This window comes from Nocardioides aquiterrae (assembly GCF_039526625.1).
Taxonomy (GTDB): domain Bacteria; phylum Actinomycetota; class Actinomycetes; order Propionibacteriales; family Nocardioidaceae; genus Nocardioides; species Nocardioides aquiterrae.
Genome location: NZ_BAAAJE010000016.1, coordinates 53,184 through 75,791 on the forward strand (window position 1 = coordinate 53,184; position 22,608 = coordinate 75,791).

A 22,608-nucleotide genomic window follows, 5' to 3' on the forward strand; every position below is an offset into this window, starting at 1 on the left:
CAGTCAGTCCCCCTTCGCCTTCCAGTTGTCGTAGTGCGTCAGCACCGCATCGAGCCGTGCTGCGTAGTCCCAGCCTCGATGAAAAGTCTCGAAGATGTGTTCCACATCGGCACGATCGAGCCGGTACAGAAGTGCAACGACGGCGTCGAGTTCTGCGATCAGGTCGTTCTTGTCCGACTGGTCACGAACGGAGCCGACCGGGACACCGACCGCACTGGCCCATTCCGCGTATCGAGAGTCAGCGGCGGCTAGACGCCCTGCGATCTCAACCACCCGGGACTTGAGTTGGCTGTCCTCATCGGGTTGCGGGACGGGTAGTGCGTTGAAAATCTCAAGCGACATTCCGATCTCGACGTACCGGCGTGCGTACCAGTCGAGCGGGACCGAGGAGAGAACGCCGAGGAGAAATGCTTCGTCACGGGGTGTCGCGTCCTTGGACCAAAGGTAAGGGGCCTTGTTCGTCAGCACGACTTGACCGGGCACGAGTGCAGCGATGCAGGTCCGGCTGTCCGTAGAGCGAGCCACATCTCGGAAGACGATGCGGGGCCGCATGCACGGCAGGGTGGCGCGATCAGACGCGACCTCTCCGGGAAGTCCATAGAACGCCGAGGACCGCAACTTCCGCTGGCGGACCCGCTTGGCGTACAGCGCTTCGATGACGGTGGAGGGGTCGGCCCACGCGTACGGGTCCCCGGCGTCAGCGTCCCAGAGGTTGAAGGTTGCTCCTGTGTACACGGGCCAGCGGGTCGCCGAACTTGTGCCAGCGTCGAAGGTTTCACGGTCATTGGTGGCGTGGAACTCCGCGATCGGGCGGAACGCGGGGATGGCCTTGTCGATCCGGGTGTGCTCGCGGAACTTGGCGAAGGTTGCGGTCGCCAGCGTGTCAGGCAGTGCGGGGAATGCTGCGCCGTTTCCCCATCCGAAGAGTGAGGTCGCGGGAATCTGCCCGAGCGTTGCGACTCCGCGCTCGAACTCCTGCTGCGAGTGGAACGGGCCAGCGATGTTGGCCACGCGGCTCTGTTCGTCACCGGTGCTGTCTCGTTGCGCAGCGAGCAGCACGATGGTGTAGCGGCCGTCCACTTCATCGAAGACCCACTTGCCGGTGTTGGTGAGTGAGACCGCCGAGTCAATCTGCCCGGAGCGCAGGATGGCGTCGCGCCATTCGGCGGAACCCGAGGCCGTCAGGATGCTGCGCGGAAAGACGACGCCCATGCGCCCGCCCTCGCGGAGGGAGTGCCAGTCGCGCCATGCGAATGCCTTGTAGTAGTCGATGTCGCCCTTCGTCAGGCCGGGATACGGGCCAGCCATGAGGACCGAGCGGACGGCTGCCATGCGCTCTTGTTCGGCTTCGAGTTCGAGGACCAAGTCCGGCCTCTCGGCGCGAAGTTCCTTGATGCGACGCTTGAGGGCAGCAGGTTCTAGGCCCATGACGCCCGGAGCGTGCCGCTGCCAGAACTTTGGCTCCTCGATCATCACCTCATCCCACGGCGGGTTTCCGAGGATCACGTCAAACCCACCCTGGTCCCGCATGAACACCTCGGGGAACAGATACGGCAGGTGCGCGGCGCGCAGGTCGTTCATGATGGCCCGGGTCTCGGGTTCTGAGCCGATGCGAATGGCCTCGTCGATTCCCGACGGCAGGGCTGCGTGTCCGAGGCGGATCGCGACCGCAGCGTCGAATAGGGCGCGGGCGTCTTGCGCGTCACGCATGGCCGTCGCGTAGGCACGTGCGGCTTCGCGGACCTCCGCCTTGGTCGCCTCAGCAGTGCGACCAACCCGGATCAGTTTCTCGCGTGCGCTCAGCAGCGCAGCCTCGATCTGCTCCGAGTAGAAACTCATCTGGTTGGTTTCTCGGAGACCTGGTTCGAGAACATCGAGTGCTTCGTCCACGGTGCCGATGCCGGTCAGGCTGTCGCCAACTCGCAGGCCGTGCTCCAACGAGGACATGGGGAGTCCGGGAACGAAGGTGTGGATCCAGATGGAGAGTCGTGCCAGTTCGACCGCCATGAGATTGAGGTCGAGTCCGTAGATGCACCTGCGAGCGATCTGTCGGCGGAGCAGGACCGATGGCTCAATCTCAATGCCGCTCGCGGCGTCGCCCAGTGCCTCCTCGGCGGCCTGTGAAAGCCGGGCGAGTTCGTCGTTCACGGACGGGATCGGGTGGTCAGCCAGGAACTTGGCGAATCGGTTCTCGATGCGGTCGATGGCCGCCACCAGGAAGTGGCCGGACCCCATTGCGAGGTCGGCGACCCGGAAGTCGAAGAACGTCTCAGCCGCGCCTGCCTCGTCACCGGCGTCGATGAGGGCGTTCACCTTGTCGAGGTGGTCGGTGAGGGCCGGTTCGAGGGCTGCGTCGAGCAGATGCTCGACGGCGAATGCCTTGGTGAAGTACGACCCCGTTGCCTTGCGGGCTCCCGATGCGTTGTGGAAGTACACCTGGCCGGACTCGACCACGACTTCGCTGCCGCCGGTGGCAGGGATGTATGCCTTGGTCTTCGGGTCGAGTGTCAGGTCCGATGGTGCGATCGACAGGCTCGATTCGAGCAGGCCCTCATAGATGGTCCCGAACTCGCGCACCGACAGCGAGCGGAAGTCGACTGGGCCTAGGTCTCCTTCGGCGGAGGCGTCGATGAGGAGCGCCTTGAGCGCGGGTCCGATCTCCGCGTTGCTGAGCCGCATCTGGTTGATGGCGTAGCCGGAGGGGTGCAGTGCCTCATCTGCTGCGAAGAGTCCGCCGTTGTAGGCGGGGACGTCCCATTCGCGGTTGCCGTCATCGACCGCACGCCACACGGAGCGAAGGTCGTCCCACCGGTCGTGCGACGCTGGGTCGAACTCGCTGTCGGGGTCGTCGGCAAACTCCCGCGCGAGCGTCTTGAGGGCCTTCTTCGTGTAGCGGGGGTTGCGCTGATAGGGCAGCAGGCCCCGGTCCTCGGCGTAGGCGACGAAGAGGAGTCGGAAGAGGATGGTCAGAGTGCGGTGGTACGCCTCGTGGAGGTCTTCTTCGTCGAGGTCCTGTCCCTTGTCGGTGCGCATGGACTTCGCGACGGCGACGGCGAGGGCGGGCACCACGTCGATGTAAACGCGGTCGCGGAGGCGAGCGCCGAGTGCGGTGGCGTGGTCTACGGAGGCCGCCAGAATCTCGGCAACGGTGCCGTTCTCGCTGAGCGCGGTGGGGCCGAACAGCAGGGGGAGGTACCCCGCGTCGTCGGCAGTCAGCAGAGCGAGATCGAGTTCAACAAAGGTTTCGGACTGACCTTTGCGTCCGACTCCCACGTCGGGCTTCGCTGGATAGAGCCGCAGTTGGGTGCCTCGAATGACGATGAGCCATGGCAGGTTCTGTTCCTGCGCGATGGATAGGCCGTGCGTGACCGGGGAGACCGAGCCGAATCGGTGACCGGGGCGGTCGAATAGTTCGCCCTCGTTGAGCAGGACGGCAACGGCGTGCCGGGTCCCGTCCGTGGAGAGGACTTGTGCGATCGAGCCGTGGGCGGTCGCTTGGTATCCCAGACCGGCAACCAGGTCGGCACCAGTCTTCCCGAGGAGAGGCTCGCCCGTGGCACGGGCAGCGGACCAGTCGTTTCGGGCCGGGACTCCATGCCGCAGTTCGTGAGATGCGAACAGGCCCTGGTTGACGAGCCCGGCGATCAACTGGTCCTTGGGTCCGGTCAAGAGCCGTAGGAGGGTGCGCTTGGCGGCTGAAGCGTTCGGCTCGGAAAGGGCCGCCGCGCAGATGCGCTCAACCTGGCCGAGGTCCAGTCCGGTGATGGCCGCCGGGTCATCGCTGGGACCGCAGACCGTTGCTTCCCAGCCGTTGTCGCCCTCGTGACCTACAACGAGAAGGACGGGCGCAGCGCGACGGTTCCAACGCAGCGACCAGAGCCTGCGGACGTCGTCCATCTTGGGTGACTGCGGTGAGGTCGCGAGGGCGATTTCGAGGGCGTCGGGGCCGAACCCGATGTCGACTCGAAGGGGCGTGAGGGACGCGGGGGCTCCGCTGGGGCGCACCCAGTCGATCTCCTGAACCTCGGCCTCGGCCAGGAAGTCGTCGATGGTGAACGAACTCACGCCCCGGTCCTCTCTTTCGCAGTCTTGATGCCTCCGCATCCTGCCTCATCGGCAGGACAGGTGCGCTCTGAACCGCCGTCCAGCGATCAAGCGGATGAGCGCTTGTCGGCCGCCACCTACAAGCGGCAGCCGCAGTGTGGTTCAGGGGCAACCCCGCCGAGAGCGATCTGGGTTTGGAACGCGGCAGCGAGTTCATCGACAGCCTGCTGTCCGGCGTCGCCTGAGTCGAGGGCGTTCTCGTACTGGTCGAGGAAGGACCCGGCTTCGTCCGGCGTGTGAGCGATGCGGAGGACGTTGACGACTACCTGTCGCGGAATGGACTGGCGGCCAAGGAACCCGGCGTCATCCGAGGCGGCAGGAGAGGTCAGGATCCGCTGGCAGTTCGGGTCACGGAGCAGGACGTGCACCTGGTGGGCAGTGAACCCGTGAGCGAGGTAGTTGATCACGTCGCCGAACGTGAGGCCGTGCTGAACAGCGTCGAACGCGGCGGCAACAGTCCCACCCCAGTCGCGCACCTCGGCGGCGACGGGATCGAGGACGCGGCGGATCGCGTCGTTCCGCCAGACGTGTTCCAAGGCTTGGATCTCGGCGTCATCGAATCCGGCCTGACGTAGGGGCGCGTGAGGGTCGGTGGCGGTCATGCACGCGTCCCGGTCGTGTTGGCGAGTGGGAGCCCAGAGTGCATGGCAAGCAGTTGCATGTGGGCGAGGGTCATGTGGGTTTCGCCTCGTAGGAGTCGACGGAGTTGGTCGATCGTGAGGCCCGAGTGTCGGGCGAGCGTGAGCGTGGTCATCGGTGGCCGACGCGACCGGAGTTGAGCGCGGAGTGCCTTGGCGAACTCGTGCTGGGTGATGGCAGCGGCAACGAGCGCCCGGTCGGTCTTGGTCCGGGCGCTCTTCCACCGCACGGGCTTGCTGCGCCCGAACAAGTTGTGGTCGGGGTCATCGCGGAGCCAGTCGCGGGGTTGCGGCAACGGCGTCCCCTTGGGCACGCGCTGAACGCTAGGTCGACTGAACGGCAGCGACCTGCCTTTGAGCCCGCGTCGAGGCGATGATGCGCATAACAAGCGCTCTTGGACTTGTTCCGTGAAAGTCGCCCTACAACGATTCGGACGGGCCGTCGAAAGCCCAGCCCATGAACGCTCTCCCCCTCGTCGCAGCCGTTGCGCTGGCCCGTCTCGGACTCTGCCTCCGTGGACTTGTTCGAACGAATGTTCGACCTGCACCCGTTGGGAGTGGTAGGACGGTGTCATGCGCAGCGACGCCTCGTGGTGGCTCAGACGGTGCGCCGGGTCTTCCGGCGTACTGCTCCACCACGACCCGTTGGTGTCTGTGCCCTAACACGAGGCGCTTCTGGGTCGCCGATGTCACCCAGGAGTACCGGTGTCCGACCGCCCAGACGGGCGGCCGAGTTCCGAACGCAGCACGCGGCTGCGTCTCGTGGACTCTGCTGAGCCTGCCGTCCCACGTCCGTTCGACCAGCCCACGTTCCAGCCACGCCCGCTCGGTCCAGCGACCGGCCCGGTCCAGCGTCCGCTGCCCGCACCGCCTCCTGACGAGAAGGTCGTGTGGCCGTCAGTCGGCTGGCTCGCTCACTACGCCGACTGCCCTGAGGGTCGGCGCTGCCGTCACCACGTCGCGTTCCCTGACTGGTGGCTCGACATGGTGACCCGTGGCATCCCGTACGCCGCAGACACCGACGTTGCGCTGCAGCACGCCGTGGGTCGGGTGAACCGGTTCAAGGGTCACCCGCCGATGCAGCCCGACGCCCTGTTGTTCACCCGGCAGGCCGTCCTCGACTCCCTCGTCGTGGCCCCGGCTCCCATCACCGAGTCCTGGGTGATGGGGTCGCTCGCCGCCGTCAGCGGCCTCGTCCGGTGGGTGCACAACACCGGTCAACCGCTGGCCCGCGAGCACGTGTTTTCCGAGGAGGTCCGGTACCGGTGGGTGGACGGGGCCGGTCACCTGACCAAGGAGTCGGCTCGCATCTACGCGGTCCGTCTCGAACTCATCGCCGACCACCTCAATGGTGCGGTCGTGAAGCGTCTGCCGCGCGCCACGAAGGTTCAGGAGGCACCGGTCGAGCCGCTCACGCCGTTCGAGGAGGCCGACCTGTGGGTCTGGTCGCGTGGGCTGCGTCCGCTCACCCGCCGCCAACGGGTGCAGGCCAGCATCGTCACAGGGCTCGGACTGGGGCTGACGCGCGGCGAGAAGTACCTGCTAGTCAAGGAGGACGTGACCGTCACCGGTGACGGCGTGTTCGCCACGATCGCCCACCCGGTCACCGGGGAAGTCCGGACGGTGGCATGCCGCCGCGACTGGGAGGACCGGTTGGCGGCGCTCGTGTTCGAGATGAAGCCGCACCACTACCTGACCGCGCCCTGGCGTGACACTCGACCGTCACCGCAGAGCGCAGACGAGTCGATGCGACGCGCCCACAAGGCCCGCCCGCCGGTGGACTTCAACAACGTCCGCCTGCGCAACACCTGGCTCTGCCATCACCTCGCCAACGGGACCCCGCTCAAGGTCCTCATGCAGGCAGCGGACATGGCGGAGGCCAACCACCTGCACAACCTCCTCACCCTGCTTCCGGACGTGTCCGAGGCCGACGCGCTGGCCGCGTTGCGGGGGCGGGCATGAGCGAGGCATCGCCGGGCCACCGGTCTAAGAAGAAGAGCCGGGGCGGCAAGAAGACCAAGCCGGACGTGGACCCGACCAAGACCGGACGGGCGCTGCGCCAGGAGTTCACCACCGGCACTGTCACGGAACTGACCCAACGGATCCGTGCCACCCGGACCGCCGTGCAGCCGATGAACGGCCCCGACGCCATTGGAGCCGACGTTCCGCACCCAGTGTTCCAGGAGTTCGTTACCAAGTTCGCCGACCGGGACGTGGACGCGGTCTTCGACGCGATCCGGCACTCCGGGGCCGTCGAACTCGTCACCGCTCGCATCGACGCCGGGAAGGTCAAGAAGGGTCGCCCCACAGCCATGTCGTACCGGGCGCTCATCGTCGCGATGCTGCTCACCGCCATCGACGGCAAGGGCTGCCTCGCCAGCGAGATTGCCAAGACGCTGTACTGGCGGCTTCACCCCAGCGCGATGCGTCTGCTGGACATCACCCCGTTCCCGGAACCCGCCAACGCTGCCGATCAGCGCAGGCAGCAGTGGAAGGCCCAACGGCGGGTTCGCCTTGCCCTGCATCGCCTGCTGTCCGTACTGGACCCCTCCATCCACCCCAAGGGTCGGTCCATGCCGTGGGTCGACCTGCGCACGCTCGACCGGCCCCTGACCGAGGAGGAGATCGAGGACCGGCAGGTCGCGCTGTCGGTGTTCTGCAACTCCGTCCTGCAGACCCCCTACGACCTGCTCCCGGCGAGCGTGAAGCGGAAGTACCGGGGCTCGGCCTGCATCGACGCCACCCCGGCCCGGATCCTCGCTCGTGGCCGTGGCGTGGACTCCGAGACCGCCTCCACCGATCCCGACGCCTCCTATTACGCGCGCCACGGCAGCCACGCCGAGGACGAGGACCCGAAGATCAAGAAGGCGTTCTTCGCCTACGACATCAACCTCATGGTCGCCGTGTGTGACCACCTCGGCGACAACCAGTACCTGCCCGCCCTGCCCTATGCGATGCACCTGGACCGGCCAGGCGTCGACCCCGCCGGGGCGTCACGCCGGATGATGGCGTTCCTCCATGAGAAGGGACACCAGCCCCGCTACCTCGCCGGAGACGGCCTCTACGCCCTTGCCGACCCCGACACCTTCCACACCCCGGCCCGAGACATCGGCTGGCAACTCGTCCTGCCGGTGCTCGACGACCACCTCGGCATCCAGACCAGCCTCGAAGGTCTCCTCATGATCGAAGGCTCCTGGTACTGCCCCAGCATCCCCGAACTCCTCATCGACGCCACCAAGCACTTCCGCGCCGGGCTCATCACCCTGGCCGAGTACCGCCAGCGCATCGAGGCCCGCGAGGCGTACCGGGCGCGGTTCAAGGGCACCAACAAGTCCGGCAGCCAGCGGTGGGGCTGCGCCGCATCCGGCTCCCACCCCGCCGTCATGTGCGCCCTCAAGCCGAAGTCCGAGGAGAAGCCGATGATCGGCGGACCCGTCCTCGGCGTCCGCCTCAAGGACCGGGTGACGCCCGACCCGGCGACCCAGACCGCAGGTGTGTGGCCCAAGCCTTGCCGCCAAGAGTCGGTCACCATCGACATGGGTGGGTTCACCTCGACCGACCCGGACGCCATCACCACCGAGGACCAGTCCCGCCACGCCGCCGCCAAGTACGCGCAAGACCTCGTGTTCGGCACCACCGAGCACACCGACACCTACAACGCGCTGCGCCAGTCCCAGGAGGGCCTGCACGGCTTCGCCAAGGACGACGCCTACGAGGCGCTCGGCACCCCCGGCAAGCGCCGCATCAAGGGCCGCGCCGCCCAGTCCGTTTTCGCTGCGTTCCTGCTCGCCGCCGCCGGAATCCGCAAGGTCCGCGTGTTCCTCCGCAACGCCATCCCCGACAGCAACGGCGACCTCTACGTGCCCCGCCGCGAACGCAAGGGCGAGCACGCCACCAGCCACCTCCCGCCCGGCACCAAGGGGACGCGCGGAGACCCCGACTACGACGCGTCAGACTCCGACAGCGAAGAAGCCGCCTGACCAGCCCCGGTCACCACACCCGCAAGACCCGCTCGAACCGGCGTACCCGGATTCGGGCGGGTTTTCGCCATTTCCGGTCGTGCATGACAAGCCCTCGAAGCGTCGACCCGGCGAGCCGGGTGCCCCGGAACGCAACGACGCCGCCCCGTGAACCCGTTTCCGGGCCACGAGACGGCGTCGCTGGGACTTTCGTCTCTCGGGTTACAGATTTTGGTCTGTAGCCCCTGGCGGTGGCGGTGGGATTTGAACCCACGGTGGGTTTGACCCCACACATCATTTCGAGTGATGCACCTTCGGCCGCTCGGACACGCCACCGCGGGAGAATGTACCGGAGGGGCCGGGGCCGGGCGAAATCGGACGCCCGCGGGTGGGTCGTGTGCCTGAGCACGCGCCATGGCGCGTTCTGGGGCACACGACCCGGCTGCCGGCGGACTCGGTCGGGCGGTCAGAGCGCCGGGATCGTCACCACCGACGGCCACCGGGACCCGGTGTGCACGGTGAGCGGCACCAGCGTCGACGGCGCGTCCGGGAGCGACGGCGCGAGGTGCGGGACATCGAAGGCCTGGATCGCGATGCGCAGCCGGTGGCCGGGGGCGATCGCGGCGGCGGTCGGGAAGATCTCGACGTCGACCGGCGCGACCTGGCCGGCGGTGAGCGGCTTCTCGGACGCCTTCGTGAACGGGTGGTACGGCAGGACCAGCTTCCCGTCGAGGTACCGGCTGCGGGAGCGGTCCAGCTCGCGCAGCGAGAGCACCTGCCAGCCGGCGGTGAGCCGGGTGACGGTGCCGTCCGGGGCCACGTCGGAGACCGAGACCGCGAGCATCCCGTCGCCGCTGGGCGACGACGCGTAGAGCCGGGCGTTGATCGGCCCCCGCAGGCGCAGCGGGGTGGTCAGCGGGTCGGTCTGGAAGACGACGCCGGACAGGTCGTTCGGCCCGTTGTCGCTCCAGCACGGGAGGTCGGCGAGCACCGCGTTCGGCACCCCCGCGGTCCACTGGTTCGACGAGCGGGTGCACAGCCCGGAGACCGGGACCGGCGGCACGACCGCCTGGCCGGCGGCGGCCTGCCCCTGGGTGAGCGCGCCGGCGCCGCCGCCGGCGGTGGCCGACCCGGAGAGCCGGAAGGTCTCGGCGTGCTGGTCGCCCATCCACTGCCTCGCGTGCGTCCAGCGGCCGCTGCCCTGCTCGTAGTAGGTGAGCGGCGCGATGTCCCGGCCCAGGCGCGGGTCGCGGACGCCGCGCACGTAGCGGTCGAACCACCGCAGCTGCAGCTCCGCGAGGCTGCCGTAGCCGGCGTCCGCGAGGCCCTCGCCGGCCGAGGCCTGGAGGTGGTCCCACGGCCCGGTGATCAGCCGGGTCGGCACGCCGCGCTGCCGGAGGTTCTCGAACAGCAGCGGCGTACCGCGCTGGAAGAGGTCGAACTCGCCGGACACCAGGAACGTCGGCACGTCGACCCGGTCGATCACCTCGATCGGCGAGCGCTCGCGGTAGAACGGCCCGTCGTACGACGCGTCGCCGCCCAGCATCGAGTCGAGCAGCAGCGGCGCGGTGAACGTCGCGGCGGCGAACAGGTGGTCGACCAGCGCGCCGAAGCCGGACTGCGGGTCGGTCGCCGTGACCGCCGGCGGGACCACGCCGGCGCCGGTGACCAGGCCCAGCCACAGCGGGATGAAGCCGACGTCCAGCTGGCCGCCGGACGCCACGACATCGCGGTAGACGTCGCCGGCCGGGACCTGCGGGAAGATCGCCTTCAGCCCGGCGGGGTGCTGCGCCGCGGCGAAGATCTGGTTGATGCCCATGTACGACGGCCCGGCCATGCCGACCCGGCCGTCGCTCCACGGCTGCCGGTGCGCCCACTCGACGACCTCGGCCGAGTCCTCGTTCTCCCGCTCGCCGAACGCCGACCAGGTGCCCTCGGAGCTGCCGGTGCCGCGGGCGTCGACGGTGATCTGTGCGTAGCCGCGCGTGACGAGGTACGACGGCGGCGGGCCGGCCAGCCCACCGCCGGACGCCTGGGCGGACTTGTTGTAGGCCGTGATCGTGACGATGACCGGGAACCTGCCGTCCACGGCGTTCCCGTCGGCGTCCGCCGGCAGCACCAGGTCGCCGCGCAGGACCGTGCCGTCGGACATCGGGATCGGCACGTCGGTCCGGGTGACCGTGCCGGGGTACTCCGCCGGCCGCGGCGTCCACGCCGGCGCCCGGCTCGCGGCCGGCGCGGCCGCGGTCGCGGGTGCCGGGGCGACGAGCGCGCCGAGGGCGACGAGGGCGACGAGGGCGGCGACCAGGCCGGCGAGCAATCGAGGCATACCTGCCCAACGACGAGGTGTAACGCGGAGTTACACCTCGTCGCGGTAGCCCAGCACCGCGCGGGTCATCTGGTTGCGGGTGTCCAGCAGGTCGTCGAGCGCCGCGTCCAGGTCGTCGGCGGTCACCCGAAGCCCGGCGCCGTCCTCGCGGTCGGCGGCGATCACCGCGGCGCGGCGGAGCAGCTCCTTGAGGAACGACGCGGTCACGCCGTCGGTCCGGTCCAGCACGACGTCCAGCCGGCTCAGGTCGACGTCGAGGGCGCCGCGGTAGAGCTCGACGAGCCGGCGCCGCGACTCGCGGTCGGGCAGCTCGACGTGCACCGCCTGGTCGACCCGGCCCGGCCGGGAGGCGAGCGCCGGCTCGAGCAGGTCGGCGCGGTTGGTCGTGAGCAGGAAGACGACGTCGGCGTCCTCGTCGAGCCCGTCCATCTCGTTGAGCAGCGTGAAGAGCAGCGGGGTCTCGCCGCCGTAGTGGCTGCGCTCCTCGGCGATCAGGTCGACGTCCTCGACCACGATCATGGCCGGCTGCAGCGCGCGGGCGACCGAGCACGCCTCGCGGATCCCGTGCAGGGTCTCGCCGGTGAGCTCCACGACGGTGGTGCGACCAGCGCGCTGATCAGGTACCGCACCGAGTGCGTCTTGCCGACGCCGGGCGGCCCGTAGAGGAGCAGCCCGCGCTTGAGGTGCTGCCCGGCGGCGCGCAGCCGCTCGCTGTTGCGGGCCACGCCGACGACCTGGCGGCGCAGGTCGTCGAAGGTCGAGGCCGGGAGGATCAGCTCGTCGGCCGACATGGCCGGCCGCTCGTGGATGCGCAGCAGCGAGCCGCGCTCGCCGAACATGCTGCGGCCGAACGAGACGACCTGCCCGCGGTAGACGTTGTGCTCGAGCGCCAGGTCGCGCAGCCGCCGGCCCAGCTCCTCGGCGCGCTGCGGGCGCGTCGAGACGATCTCGACGCTCACGTCCTGCGAGTGGCCCTCGGGGTCCGGACCGCGGAGCAGGAGCGCGGTCCGGTCCGCGCCGTCCGCCAGCAGGATCACGGCGATCCGCAGGCACTCGCGGGTCTGCCCGCCCGGGCCGCTGGGCAGGCTGACCCGCGTGACGTTGCCCGGGCGCGGGCCGTGCATCGCGTACGCCGGGTCCTGGCCGAGCAGGTCGGCGATGCCGAACGGCCCCTGGTGCCGGTGGCCGGCGACGCCGATCACCCGGGCGTCGTCGCCGTGCTCCTCGAGCACCACGTCGAGGGCGCCCTGGACGTTCACGTGCTCGTACGCCGGCCACTGCTCGAGCGTCACCGGCAGGTCGTGCACGGCGGGCCCGACGTGGTCGCCGATCAGCGACCGGAACGTCTGCTGGTCGACCGTGCGCGCCTTCGCGACGAACCGGTGCAGCAGGTAGCGGCCGTAGCGGCCGACGTCGGAGATCTGCGGCGGAGCCTGGTCGTCCATGGACACCCGACGAGCGTAGGCACGACCGCCCCCGCCGGCGACGGGTTAACCGGCGGTCAACCGACGACCAGCACGTGCAGCGTCCGCGGGCCGTGGACGCCCTCCACCCGGTCGAGCTCGATGTCGCTGGTGGCGGACGGGCCGCTGATCCAGGTCAGCGGCCGGGCCGGGTCGAGCAGCGCGATCGCGTCGGGGACGTCGGCGACCACCTGGTCCGCGCGCACGATGCAGACGTGCACGTCGGGGACCAGCGAGATCGCGCGCCGGCCCTGGCCGGGGCCGTGGTCGAGGACGATGGTGCCGGTCTCGGCGACACCGACGCGGGCCTCGGTGACGACCGCGTCGAAGCGATCCAGCTCGGCCGCGGAGAAGCCCGCGTCCACCACGCCGCCCGGGACGTCCACGGACAGACCTTCGGGTACGACGACGCGCGCGCCGTCCGGGAGCGCCGCCGCGACGCGGCCGGCGAGGTCGGCCGCGGCGCACCGCTCGACCACGGCGCGGTAGTCGGCGACCCGCTCGGCGAAGTGCTCGACCAGGTCGGCGGCCGGCGTGATCCGCGGCGCGACCGGCACGCCCGCGCCCGGGTCGACGCCGGCGAGCGCCCGGCGTACCCGGCCCAGGACGTCGTCGCGGGCGGTCATGGGCGGCCTCCCGGAGAACGACCGCCGTCGGTGCGCTTCCACCAGGCGCGGAACGACTCGGGCGGCGCGGCGGGGAGGTCGCGCGCCGAGGTCCACGGCGACGCGCCGAACCGGCGGGCGACGCCGAGGCCGAGGCGCGTGAACCGCTCGCCGAGGCCGAGCTTTCGCGAGTCCGACAGCGCGACCGCTGCGCCCTTCATCGCCAGCGCCTCCCAGAAGTGATCGGCGGACGGGCGTCCGCCCCGGTGCGCGTCCACGACCGCCGCGCGCTGCTCCACGAGCACGGTGGGGATGTCGATGCGCACCGGGCACACCTCGAAGCAGGCGCCGCACAAGGACGACGCGTAGGGCAGGGAGTCGGTCTGCGGGTCCGAGCCGGCGCCCTTGAGCAGCGGGTTGAGGATCGCGCCGATCGGGCCCGGGTAGACCGAGCCGTAGGCGTGCCCACCGACCCGCTCGTAGACCGGGCACACGTTCAGGCACGCCGAGCAGCGGATGCAGCGCAGCGCCTGCCGGCCCACCTCGTCCGCGAGGGCGTTGGTGCGGCCGTTGTCGAGCAGCACCACGTGCACCTCCTGCGGCCCGTCACCCGGAACGACACCGGACCAGGTCGAGGTGTAGGGGTTCATCCGCTCGCCCGTCGAGGAGCGGGGCAGCAGGCGCAGCAGGGGATCCAGGCCCTCCCACGTCGGCACGACCTTCTCGATGCCGACCACCGAGACCAGCACCTCGGGCAGCGTCAGGCACATCCGGCCGTTGCCCTCGGACTCCACGACGACGAGCGTGCCCGTCTCCGCGACCGCGAAGTTCGCACCCGAGATGCCGACCTTCGCGCGCAGGAACTTCTCACGCAGGTGGGTGCGCGCGGCCGCCGCCAGCACGGCGGGCTCGTCGGTCAGGTCCGCCGGCGCAGGCCGGCCCGCGGCGGCCATCCTCGCCAGGAAGATCTCGCGGATCTCCGCGCGGTTGCGATGAATCGCCGGCACCAGGATGTGCGAGGGCAGGTCGTCGCCGAGCTGCACGATCAGCTCGGCGAGGTCGGTCTCCCACGCGGCGATCCCCTCGGCGGCGAGCGCCTCGTTGAGGCCGATCTCCTGGGTCACCATCGACTTGACCTTCACGACCTCCTCCGCGCCGTGCCGCTTCACGATCGAGGCGACGATCGCGTTGGCCTCGGCGGCGTCGTTGGCCCAGTGCACGGTCGCGCCGTTCGCGGTCAGCGTCTCCTCGAGCCGCTCCAGGTGGGTGGCGAGGTCGACCAGCGCCGACTCCTTCACGCCGGCGCCCGCCAGGCGCAGCTGCTCCCACTCCTCGACCTCACCGACCACTCGGGCCCGCTTCGCCCGGATCGTGCCGGTCGCGTGCGCGAGGTTGTGCCGCAGCTGGGAGTTCGCCAGCGCCGCGCGCGCCGCCACCGGGAACGTCGGCATCCCGACGAACGTGCCCGTCATCCCCGACCACCTTCGGTGGCCGCCAGGATCTCGGCGAGGTGCACCGAGCGGACGCCGGAGCGCTCCCGGGTCAGCAGCCCTCCGATGTGGGTGAGGCACGAGTTGTCCCCCGCGACCAGGACCTCGGCGCCGGTGTCCCGCACGTGCCGGACCTTGTCGGCGCCCATGGCGATCGAGGTGTCGGCGTTCTTGACGGCGAAGGTGCCGCCGAAGCCGCAGCACTGGTCGGCCGCCGGCAGCTCCAGCAGGGTCAGCCCGCGCACGTTCTCGAGCAGCCGCCGCGGCCGGTCGCCGACGCCGAGCATCCGCAGCGAGTGGCAGGTCGGGTGGTAGGTCACCGTGTGCGGGTAGTACGCGCCGACGTCGGTCACGCCGAGCACGTCGACGAGGAACTCCGACAGCTCGTACACCGTCGGGGACGTCTTCTCGACCGCGGCGGCCAGCGCGGCGTCGCCCGAGCGCCGGGCGACGATCGCGTGCTGGTGCCGGGCGCTTCCCGCGCACGACCCGGAGGGCGTCACCACCGCGTCGTACCCGGCGAAGGTCTCGACGAAGTTCCGCACCACCGGCACGGCCTCGTCGAGGTAGCCGGTGTTCACCATCGGCTGCGCGCAGCAGGTCTGCGACTCTGGGAACTCCACGTCCACCCCCAGCCGGCGCAGCAGCCTGACGACGGCCTGCCCGGTGCGCGGGTACAGGGCGTCGTTGATGCAGGTGACCATGAGCGCGACGCGCATGTCCCCATCCTCACTCATCGTCGTCGGCCGGCCGCTCGACGACCGGCATCCGTACGGTCTCGGCCTCCGGGCCGCTCTCGGGGAAGATGTCCGGCCGCTGGCGGGCGGCGTGCGGGCGCAGCGGCAGCGGCCGGTGCCGTTGCGGCCGCCGCAGCTGCAGCTGGCGGCGGGCCCGCTGCGCGAGGTCGAGCTCGCGCTCCACGCGCTTGACCGTCGACAGCACGCTCACCAGGAGCTCGCGCAGCTCCGGGTCCGTCGCCACCGTGCTGAGCTCCTCGAGGCGGGCCCGGGCCTCGGGCAGTCCCGCGATCGCCTCGCGCAGCGCCGCGAAGTCGGCGGACTGGCTCTGCCCGGGCGGTGCGGCCTCGAGCCGGACCAGCTCGCCGAAGGCGTCGACGGCCGCGGCGAGCTCGCGGAAGGTCTGGACGAGCCCGAGCAGCACGTCGCCGGCGGTCTCGTCCTCGAGCCAGGCCGGCCGGCCCGCCGTCGCGTCGGCGAGCGCCCGGTACATCGAGCGGACCGCCAGCGCGGTGTGCTCGAGCGACTCCAGGCCATGGCGCAGGCCGGGCCCGAGGTCCGGGGTCCCGACCGCGCGCACGTTGAGCCGGCGGCCCTGCTCGGCCTGCAGCAGCGCCGCACCCACCCGGGGTACGTCGTGGTGGGTGATCCGGCGCGCGTCGTCGAGCCAGGCCGCGGCCGCGGCGTCGACCGGCTCGTGCTCCGCGACCAGCCGCTCGAGCGCGTCGGCCGAGCGCCGGAGCAGGTCGCTGACCGCGTCGGCCAGGCCCTCGATCTCACGGCCCGCGTCGGCGGTCGGGACGCGCGGCGGGAAGAGCAGGTTCGCCGCGATCCCGATCGCGGCGCCGACCAGGGTCTCCGCGATCCGCTGGCTCGCCGCGGCCCCGGCGCCGAGCGCACCGACGCCGAGCACCAGCATGCCGCTGATCGCGACCTCGATCAGGTTGTCGCGCAGCCGCAGCGCCTGCCCGATCGTGATCGACACGAAGATCAGGACGCCCAGGCTCCACCACTCCAGCGGGACGACCGCCGCGAAGGCCACGGCGAGCGAGACCCCCACCACGACCGCCACCACCCGGTCGAGCCCGCTGGCCAGCAGCGACACCGGCGTCACCTGGACGACGAGCATCGCCGTGAGGGGCGCGAGCAGCGGCTCGGTGCCCGGGAAGAGCAGGAGCGCGGCCACGTAGCTGAACACGGCCGCGACCGTGATCCGCAGCGACCAGAGCACCGCCCCGCGCCAGCCCACGCGCAGCCGCCGCACCTCGCGGCCGATCCGGCCGCGCCAGTCGACGCCCACGGTGGCCATCATGGCCTCACCGCCAGGCGTCCACGGCGCGCTGGAGGTTGGCGGTCACGGCCGCGGCGGCCAGGTGGTCGGTGGCGACCGCCGCGCGCAGGCGGCGTACGGCGGACTCCGCCCGGGCCTCGGCGTCCTCCCCGTCGCGCAGCAGCTCGGCGACCGCGACCATCGCGGCGGCGAGGTCGTCACGCAGCCGGTCGTCGATGGTGCCGACGTTGACCAGCTCGGCCACCTCCTGCACGCAGTCGCTGAGCCGGATCACGGCGTCGGCCAGGCGGAACTGCCGGTCGGCGGTCTCGGCCCAGCGGCGCGAGCGCCAGTTCGCGCGCTGGCCCTCGTGGACGGCGCTGATCAGCTCGTCCACCCGGCGGGTCTGGTGGCGCAGCGCCCGGGCGGCCGGGATGTCGCCCTCCCGCAGCCCCTCGGCGAGCTCGACGAGCTGGCCGGCGACCTCCTCGCGCAGCTGGTCCGCGGCCACCGCGGCAGGGGTGATCGGCAGCTGCGGGAACACCGCGTTCACCGCGACGCTGACCAGGGCGCCGAGGGCGAGCAGGCCGCCGTACGCCGCGACGTACCCCACCGGGTGCTCGTGCCCCAGGACCAGGGCGAAGAGCGCGGCGGTCGGCACCCAGCCGCCCATCGCGCCGAGCGGCGGGGACGCGGCGAGCAGCGTGCCGACCCCGACGACCAGCGCGATGTCGACGAGGATCGGGAAGCCGAGCGGCTGCACCCCCACGGCGAGCAGGCAGCCCAGCGACACCGCGGCGGCGGCCTGCCAGGAGGCGCGCAGCGAGCTCACCACGGTCGTCGACATCCCGACCACCGCACCGAGCGGCGCGTAGTACGGGTACTGGTGGATGAAGCCGCCGAGCGGCTGGACCAGCAGCCAGGCCAGCGCGGCCGCCACGGCCGTCTTCGCCGAGAGGATCCAGCGGGGGTGCCGCCACAGGAGGGTACGCATCAGACTCCCGTACCCAATCGCTCAGCGATGCTGCGCGAAGAACTCCTCCAGCAGCGCGGCGGCCTCGTCGGCGAGCACGCCCGCGACCACCTCGGGCCGGTGGTTGAGCCGGCGGTCGCGGACCACGTCCCACAGGCTGCCCACCGCGCCGGCCTTGGGGTCCCAGGCGCCGAACACGACCCGCTCGACGCGGCTGAGCACGGCGGCGCCCGCGCACATCGTGCACGGCTCGAGGGTGACCACCAGCGTGTGGCCGTCGAGCCGCCACTCGCCGCGCGCCCGCGCGGCCTCGCGCAGCGCGACCACTTCGGCGTGGCCGGTCGGGTCGGACTCCGCCTCGCGGACGTTGCGCCCGTGCGCGACCGGCGTACCGTCCGGCCCGAGCACCAGGGCCCCGATCGGGACGTCGCCCGTCGCCAGCGCCGCCCGCGCCTCGTCCAGGGCCGCCCGCATCGGGCCGGCCCAGCGCTCGTCGGTCACGCGGAGGTGAAGCCGACGGCGTCGTCGAAGAGCTCGCCGAACCCGAGGCGGCGGGCCACGTCGGAGAGCATCTCGTCGGGGTAGAGGTCGACGTCGTCGAGCAGCACACCCATGTCCATCGCGTGCATGCCGAGGTCGCCCAGCAGGTCGAGGTCGCCCGCCGGCAGCTGGTCGTCCTCGTCCTCCGGCTGGGGCAGGCCCAGGAAGTCGACCACGGAGCTGGCCAGCTCCCACTCGTCGGCGGCGGTGATGTCGGAGAGCAGCACCCGGGTGGTCGGCCCGGTCACCCGGACGATCACGAAGAAGTCCTCGTCGATGCCGATCATCCCGACCGCACCGCCGTCACCGGGGAACCGGCGCAGCGCGTGGGCGACGGTGTCGATGTCGCCGAGGACGTCGTGCGCGAGCTCGGCGACCGTCCAGGAACCCTCCTCGCGGTAGGCCGCCAGGGCGAAGTCGATCGCGTCGATCTGGTCGACCATGGCACTCCTCCGCTCCTGCTCGGGGTTCCGTGCCCTCCAGACTGTCAGACGGGTGCGACCGGGCCAACCCCTTTGCGGGCCTTACCCACTAGGGTCTGGGCCATGCGTACGCACGTCGTCGACCACCCTCTCGTGGCCCACAAGCTGACCCACCTGCGCGACGAGAAGACCGACTCGCCGACGTTCCGGCGCCTGACCGACGAGCTCGTCACGCTGCTCGCCTACGAGGCCACCCGCGACGTCCGGGTGGACCCGCACGACATCGTCACCCCGGTCGCGCCGACGACCGGCGTCACGCTGGCGTCCCCGAAGCCGCTGGTCGTTCCGATCCTGCGGGCCGGGCTCGGCATGCTCGACGGGATGATGCGGCTGCTCCCGACCGCGGAGGTCGGCTTCCTCGGCATGATCCGCAACGAGGAGACGCTGCAGGCGTCGACGTACGCCGAGCGGCTGCCCGAGGACCTGCAGGGCCGCCAGTGCTACGTGCTCGACCCGATGCTGGCCACCGGCGGCACGCTCGCCGCCGCGATCCGCTTCCTCACCGACCGCGGCGCGGACCACATCACCGCGATCTGCCTGCTGGCGGCCCCCGAGGGCTGCGCGCGGCTGGAGCAGGAGCTCGAGGGCCTCGACGTCCCGGTCACCGTCGTCACCGCCGCCATGGACGAGAAGCTCAACGAGAAGGGCTACATCGTGCCGGGGCTCGGCGACGCCGGCGACCGGTTGTACGGCGTGGCGGGCTGAGCTGCCCCGGGCCGAGCTTGCGAGGACCGGGACCCTGCAGCCAGGTCTCTTTCGCCGCGCGAGCGAGGAACGAGCTCGCGACCGGCGTATCGAGACAGGCTCCGGTCAGCGGGTCTCGATGCGCTCGCTGACGCTCGCTGCTCGACCAACGGCCTCAGCCCGGGAAGATCGGCACCGTCCCCGTGGCGATGAGGACCAGCAGCACGAGCACGAGGAGGCCGAGCGCGGCGTAGGCCCACTCCTTGGAGGTGCGGGTCTCGTCGGACTCGGGCGCGTCGTACCGGTGCCCGTCGGGGCGGACGAAGCGCTCGTCGTCGTCAGTCATGCCCGTCCAACGAGCCAGGGCACGGGACGTCCCGTGTGACCCCAGCGACGTGACCGGCGACTCAGGACGCCGGGCTCGCGTCGCGCCCGGCGCGGCCCCCGGCGAGGGCGAACTCCCCCACGTTGTCGTAGCGAGGCCGGCCGCGCGGCCCCTCCCCCAGGTGGGAGGCGACCAGCGTGATCCGATCCGCCGGCCACCGCGGGCCGGCGTAGCCGTCGAGCAGGCGGACGAAGTTCGACACCTCGGCCGGCCGGCCGAGGCGCGCGACGGTCACGTGCGGCCGGAACCGCTGCCCGTCGACCTCGATCCCCGCCCGGTTGGCGGCGGCCCGGCAGCCGGTCGCCAGCCGGTCGATCTCGGTGCGGCCGCGCTCGTCGAGGTCGAGCCCCGCCCAGAGCACCCGGGCGCGGCCGGCGTTCGGGAACGCACCCCCGCCGGCGATCGCGGTCTCGAACGGCGTGCGCCTCACGGCCGCCCGCGCCAGCCGCTCCTCGAGCTCGTCGAGCCGGCGCTCCTCGACGTCGGCGAGGAAGGCGAGCGTCACGTGGAACTGCTCGCTGGTGGCCCAACGGTACGGCGCGGCGCCGCGGCGTACCTCCAGGAAGGAGTCCAGGTGCTCGACCGCCTCGTCGGGCGGGACCAGCGCTACGAAGAGTCTCATCGGGGCATGCCCGCCGGCGCGCAGCAGGCCATGGGGTCGGCGGTCATGCCCTAGATCTGGGTGCCGAGAGCGGCGCCGATCCCGTAGGTGACCGCCATCGCGAAGAGCCCGCCGGCGACGTTGCGGAGCACCGCGCGGCTCGGCCGGGCGTAGCCCAGCCGCGCGCTCACGAAGCCGGTGAGCGCGAGGGCGACGACGACGACGGCGACCGTGAGCCAGATCCGCAGCGCCTCGGACCCGAGGGTCATGGTGAGCAGCGGCAGCAGCGCGCCGACGGTGAAGGAGAGCATCGAGGCCCACGCGGCGTGCCACGGGCTGGAGATGTCCTCGGGGTCGATGCCGAGCTCGACCTCGGCGTGCGCGGCGAGCGCGTCGTGGGCGGTGAGCGCCGTCGCCACCTCGAGCGCGAGGTCCTCGTCGAGGCCCTTGGCGGCGTACAGGCCGGCGAGCTCGGCGAGCTCCTCCTCGGGCTCCTCGCGCAGCTCGCGCCGCTCCTTGGCCAGCAGCGCGAGCTCGGAGTCGCGCTGGGTGCTGACGGAGACGTACTCGCCCGCTCCCATGCTCATCGCGCCGGCCGCGAGGCCGGCCACGCCCGCGATCACGATCGCCGACCGCTCGTTGGTGGCGCCGACGGCGCCGATCACGATGCCGGCGGTCGAGACGATGCCGTCGTTCGCGCCGAGCACGGCGGCCCGCAGCCAGTTCAGCCGGTTGTTCATCCCACCCTGGTGCGGCTCGTTGTCGTGCGGTCCCACGGGGACCTCCACCTCAGCGGTCATGGCCAAATCCAACGCTGGTGCGGGGGACGCCGCAACCAAGGCGAGCCTGTGCTCACGCCGGCTCGCTGACCCGCTTGGTCATCAGCAGGCCGACCAGCAGCAGGGCCAGCGCGAAGATCGCGGACGCGAGGAACACCGCGTGGATCGCGGGGTGCAGGACGTCGGGTGTCAGGTGCTCCAGGTCCGGGACGCCGCGGCCGAGTCGCGCGGCGACCAGGCCGTTGGCGATGGCGCCGAACACCGCCACGCCGACGGCGCTGCCGACCGAGCGCGCGAACATCGTGCTCCCGGTGGCGACGCCGCGGTGCTGCCAGGTGACCGACGACTGCGCCGCGATGATCGACGGGCTGGCCACGAGCCCGAAGCCCACACCCATCACGAAGCACGGCGCCGCGATCACCCAGATCGAGCTGTGGGTGTCGATGAAGAGCAGCATCGCCGAGCCCAGGAACCCGATCACGCCGCCGATCAGCATCGTGGCGCGGAACCCGATCGTCAGGTAGAGCCGCCCGGCGCTCGACGCCGCGATCGGCCAGCCGAGCGTCATCGCGGCCAGCGCCAGACCGGAGACCAGCGCGCCGTGGCCGAGCACGCTCTGCGCGTACAGCGGGATGTACGACGAGAGGCCCATCATCAGCACGCCGACGACCAGCGAGGCGAGCATCGAGGACAGCAGGACCCGCCGGCGGAAGACCCAGAGCGGCAGCACCGGCTCCGCCGCGCGCCGCTCGACCACCACGAAGCCGGCCAGCAGGACGGCGGCCACCGCGAACAGCCCGAGGCTGGTCGGTGAGTCCCAGGCCCAGCGCACGCCGCCCTCGAGCAGCGCGAGCAGCAGCAGGACGCCGCCGGCGGTCAGCAGCAGCGAGCCCGCGTAGTCGATGGTGTGCCGGCGACGCTCGACCCGCTCCCCGAACCGGCGCCACAGCATCGCGAACGCCGCGAAGCCGAGCGGGATGTTGACGAAGAAGATCCACCGCCAGGACAGGTAGTCGGCGAAGACCCCGCCCAGCGTCGGGCCGACGACCGCGGACAGCGCCCACACGCTCGCGACGTACCCCTGGACCTTGGCGCGCTCCTCGAGCGTGTAGATGTCGCCGACGATCGTCATGCTCATCGGCTGGACCGCGCCGGCGCCGATGCCCTGCACGGCGCGGAACGCGATCAGCGACCCCATCCCCCACGCCAGCCCGCAGAGCAGCGAGCCGAGCACGAACAGCCCGATGCCGACGAGCATCACCGGCTTGCGGCCCACCAGGTCGGCGACCTTGGAGTAGACGGGGACGGTCACCGCCTGCGCGAGCAGGTAGATCGAGAACAGCCACGGGAACTGCGTGAAGCCGCCCAGGTCGGCGACGATCGCCGGCACCGCCGTGGCGAGGATCGTCGAGTCGATCGCGACCAGGCCGATGCTGAGCATCACCGCCAGCAGCACCGGGCCGCGCTCGCTGCGCAGGCCGACGCTGGCCCGGGACACCTGGTTGACCGTCACGTTCGGGCGCAACCCGTCCGGCCACCGGATTTGTTCCCGCCGGTACCGACCCATGT

General features: G+C 71.3%; 19 protein-coding genes and 1 tRNA gene. 3 read left to right on the plus strand and 17 right to left on the minus strand.

Going from position 1 to position 22,608, the window contains the following annotated elements; genetic code table 11:
- Window positions 1–3: 3 nt before the first annotated feature.
- Both ABD086_RS15935 and ABD086_RS15940 read right to left on the minus strand, forming a co-directional pair.
- Window positions 4–4,065: an Eco57I restriction-modification methylase domain-containing protein gene (locus ABD086_RS15935; protein WP_343908562.1), complete on the minus strand. Its 4,062-nt coding sequence runs from the start codon at window positions 4,063–4,065 to the stop codon at window positions 4–6.
- A 116-nt stretch (window positions 4,066–4,181) separates the two neighbouring features.
- The gene (locus ABD086_RS15940) at window positions 4,182–4,706 is read right to left on the minus strand and encodes a hypothetical protein (protein WP_343908563.1); all 525 of its coding nucleotides are present in this window, start codon (window positions 4,704–4,706) and stop codon (window positions 4,182–4,184) included.
- A gap of 1,023 nt (window positions 4,707–5,729) precedes the next feature.
- On the opposite strand from ABD086_RS15940, the gene ABD086_RS15945 reads away from it, so the two are divergent.
- Complete coding sequence (locus ABD086_RS15945; RefSeq protein ID WP_343908564.1) at window positions 5,730–6,704, plus strand: hypothetical protein; 975 nt, start codon at window positions 5,730–5,732, stop codon at window positions 6,702–6,704.
- Entirely contained in the window at window positions 6,701–8,722 is a 2,022-nt protein-coding gene (locus tag ABD086_RS15950; protein WP_343908565.1) for a hypothetical protein, read from the plus strand. The genes ABD086_RS15945 and ABD086_RS15950 overlap by 4 nt, the downstream gene beginning before the upstream one ends.
- A gap of 225 nt (window positions 8,723–8,947) precedes the next feature.
- Here the strand turns inward: ABD086_RS15950 and ABD086_RS15955 are convergent.
- From ABD086_RS15955 to ABD086_RS16005, 11 genes are all read right to left on the minus strand, one after another.
- Window positions 8,948–9,037, minus strand: a tRNA-Ser gene (locus ABD086_RS15955).
- A gap of 130 nt (window positions 9,038–9,167) precedes the next feature.
- A complete protein-coding gene (locus tag ABD086_RS15960; RefSeq protein WP_343908566.1) occupies window positions 9,168–11,030 on the minus strand; it encodes a CocE/NonD family hydrolase in 1,863 nt (620 codons plus the stop codon).
- Between the two features lie 30 nt (window positions 11,031–11,060).
- Window positions 11,061–11,621: an AAA family ATPase gene (locus ABD086_RS15965; protein WP_343908567.1), complete on the minus strand. Its 561-nt coding sequence runs from the start codon at window positions 11,619–11,621 to the stop codon at window positions 11,061–11,063.
- A complete protein-coding gene (locus ABD086_RS15970; RefSeq protein WP_343908568.1) occupies window positions 11,546–12,481 on the minus strand; it encodes an ATP-binding protein in 936 nt (311 codons plus the stop codon). Before ABD086_RS15970 ends, ABD086_RS15965 begins: the two co-directional genes overlap by 76 nt.
- A gap of 50 nt (window positions 12,482–12,531) precedes the next feature.
- Window positions 12,532–13,119 (minus strand): LutC/YkgG family protein, encoded by a 588-nt coding sequence (locus ABD086_RS15975; protein WP_343908569.1) that lies wholly within the window; start codon window positions 13,117–13,119, stop codon window positions 12,532–12,534.
- The gene (locus ABD086_RS15980) at window positions 13,116–14,570 is read right to left on the minus strand and encodes a lactate utilization protein B (RefSeq protein WP_343908570.1); all 1,455 of its coding nucleotides are present in this window, start codon (window positions 14,568–14,570) and stop codon (window positions 13,116–13,118) included. The genes ABD086_RS15975 and ABD086_RS15980 overlap by 4 nt, the downstream gene beginning before the upstream one ends.
- Window positions 14,567–15,307 (minus strand): (Fe-S)-binding protein, encoded by a 741-nt coding sequence (locus tag ABD086_RS15985; RefSeq protein ID WP_343908571.1) that lies wholly within the window; start codon window positions 15,305–15,307, stop codon window positions 14,567–14,569. Before ABD086_RS15985 ends, ABD086_RS15980 begins: the two co-directional genes overlap by 4 nt.
- A 10-nt stretch (window positions 15,308–15,317) precedes the next feature.
- Complete coding sequence (locus tag ABD086_RS15990; RefSeq protein ID WP_343908572.1) at window positions 15,318–16,637, minus strand: FUSC family protein; 1,320 nt, start codon at window positions 16,635–16,637, stop codon at window positions 15,318–15,320.
- A gap of 4 nt (window positions 16,638–16,641) precedes the next feature.
- Window positions 16,642–17,589: an FUSC family protein gene (locus ABD086_RS15995; RefSeq protein ID WP_343908573.1), complete on the minus strand. Its 948-nt coding sequence runs from the start codon at window positions 17,587–17,589 to the stop codon at window positions 16,642–16,644.
- 21 nt (window positions 17,590–17,610) lie between these two features.
- Complete coding sequence (locus ABD086_RS16000; protein ID WP_343908676.1) at window positions 17,611–18,042, minus strand: nucleoside deaminase; 432 nt, start codon at window positions 18,040–18,042, stop codon at window positions 17,611–17,613.
- A gap of 23 nt (window positions 18,043–18,065) precedes the next feature.
- On the minus strand, window positions 18,066–18,551 hold the full coding sequence (locus tag ABD086_RS16005) for a tRNA adenosine deaminase-associated protein (protein WP_343908574.1): 486 nt from the start codon (window positions 18,549–18,551) through the stop codon (window positions 18,066–18,068).
- A 102-nt stretch (window positions 18,552–18,653) separates the two neighbouring features.
- Here ABD086_RS16005 and upp point away from each other — a divergent pair, with 102 nt between their 5' ends.
- Window positions 18,654–19,295, plus strand: a complete 642-nt coding sequence (gene upp, locus ABD086_RS16010; protein WP_343908575.1) for a uracil phosphoribosyltransferase — start codon at window positions 18,654–18,656, stop codon at window positions 19,293–19,295.
- A 154-nt stretch (window positions 19,296–19,449) separates the two neighbouring features.
- Here upp and ABD086_RS16015 read toward each other — a convergent pair whose 3' ends face one another.
- From ABD086_RS16015 to ABD086_RS16030, 4 genes are all read right to left on the minus strand, one after another.
- Window positions 19,450–19,620, minus strand: a complete 171-nt coding sequence (locus tag ABD086_RS16015; RefSeq protein ID WP_343908576.1) for a hypothetical protein — start codon at window positions 19,618–19,620, stop codon at window positions 19,450–19,452.
- Window positions 19,621–19,681: 61 nt separating this feature from the next.
- Window positions 19,682–20,281 carry an RNA 2',3'-cyclic phosphodiesterase gene (thpR, locus tag ABD086_RS16020; RefSeq protein ID WP_343908577.1) on the minus strand — a complete coding sequence of 200 codons (600 nt, stop codon included), beginning with the start codon at window positions 20,279–20,281 and terminating at the stop codon, window positions 19,682–19,684.
- 50 nt (window positions 20,282–20,331) lie between these two features.
- Window positions 20,332–21,060, minus strand: a complete 729-nt coding sequence (locus tag ABD086_RS16025; protein ID WP_343908578.1) for a VIT1/CCC1 transporter family protein — start codon at window positions 21,058–21,060, stop codon at window positions 20,332–20,334.
- A 52-nt stretch (window positions 21,061–21,112) separates the two neighbouring features.
- Window positions 21,113–22,552: an MDR family MFS transporter gene (locus ABD086_RS16030; RefSeq protein WP_343908579.1), complete on the minus strand. Its 1,440-nt coding sequence runs from the start codon at window positions 22,550–22,552 to the stop codon at window positions 21,113–21,115.
- Window positions 22,553–22,608 lie beyond the last annotated feature (56 nt).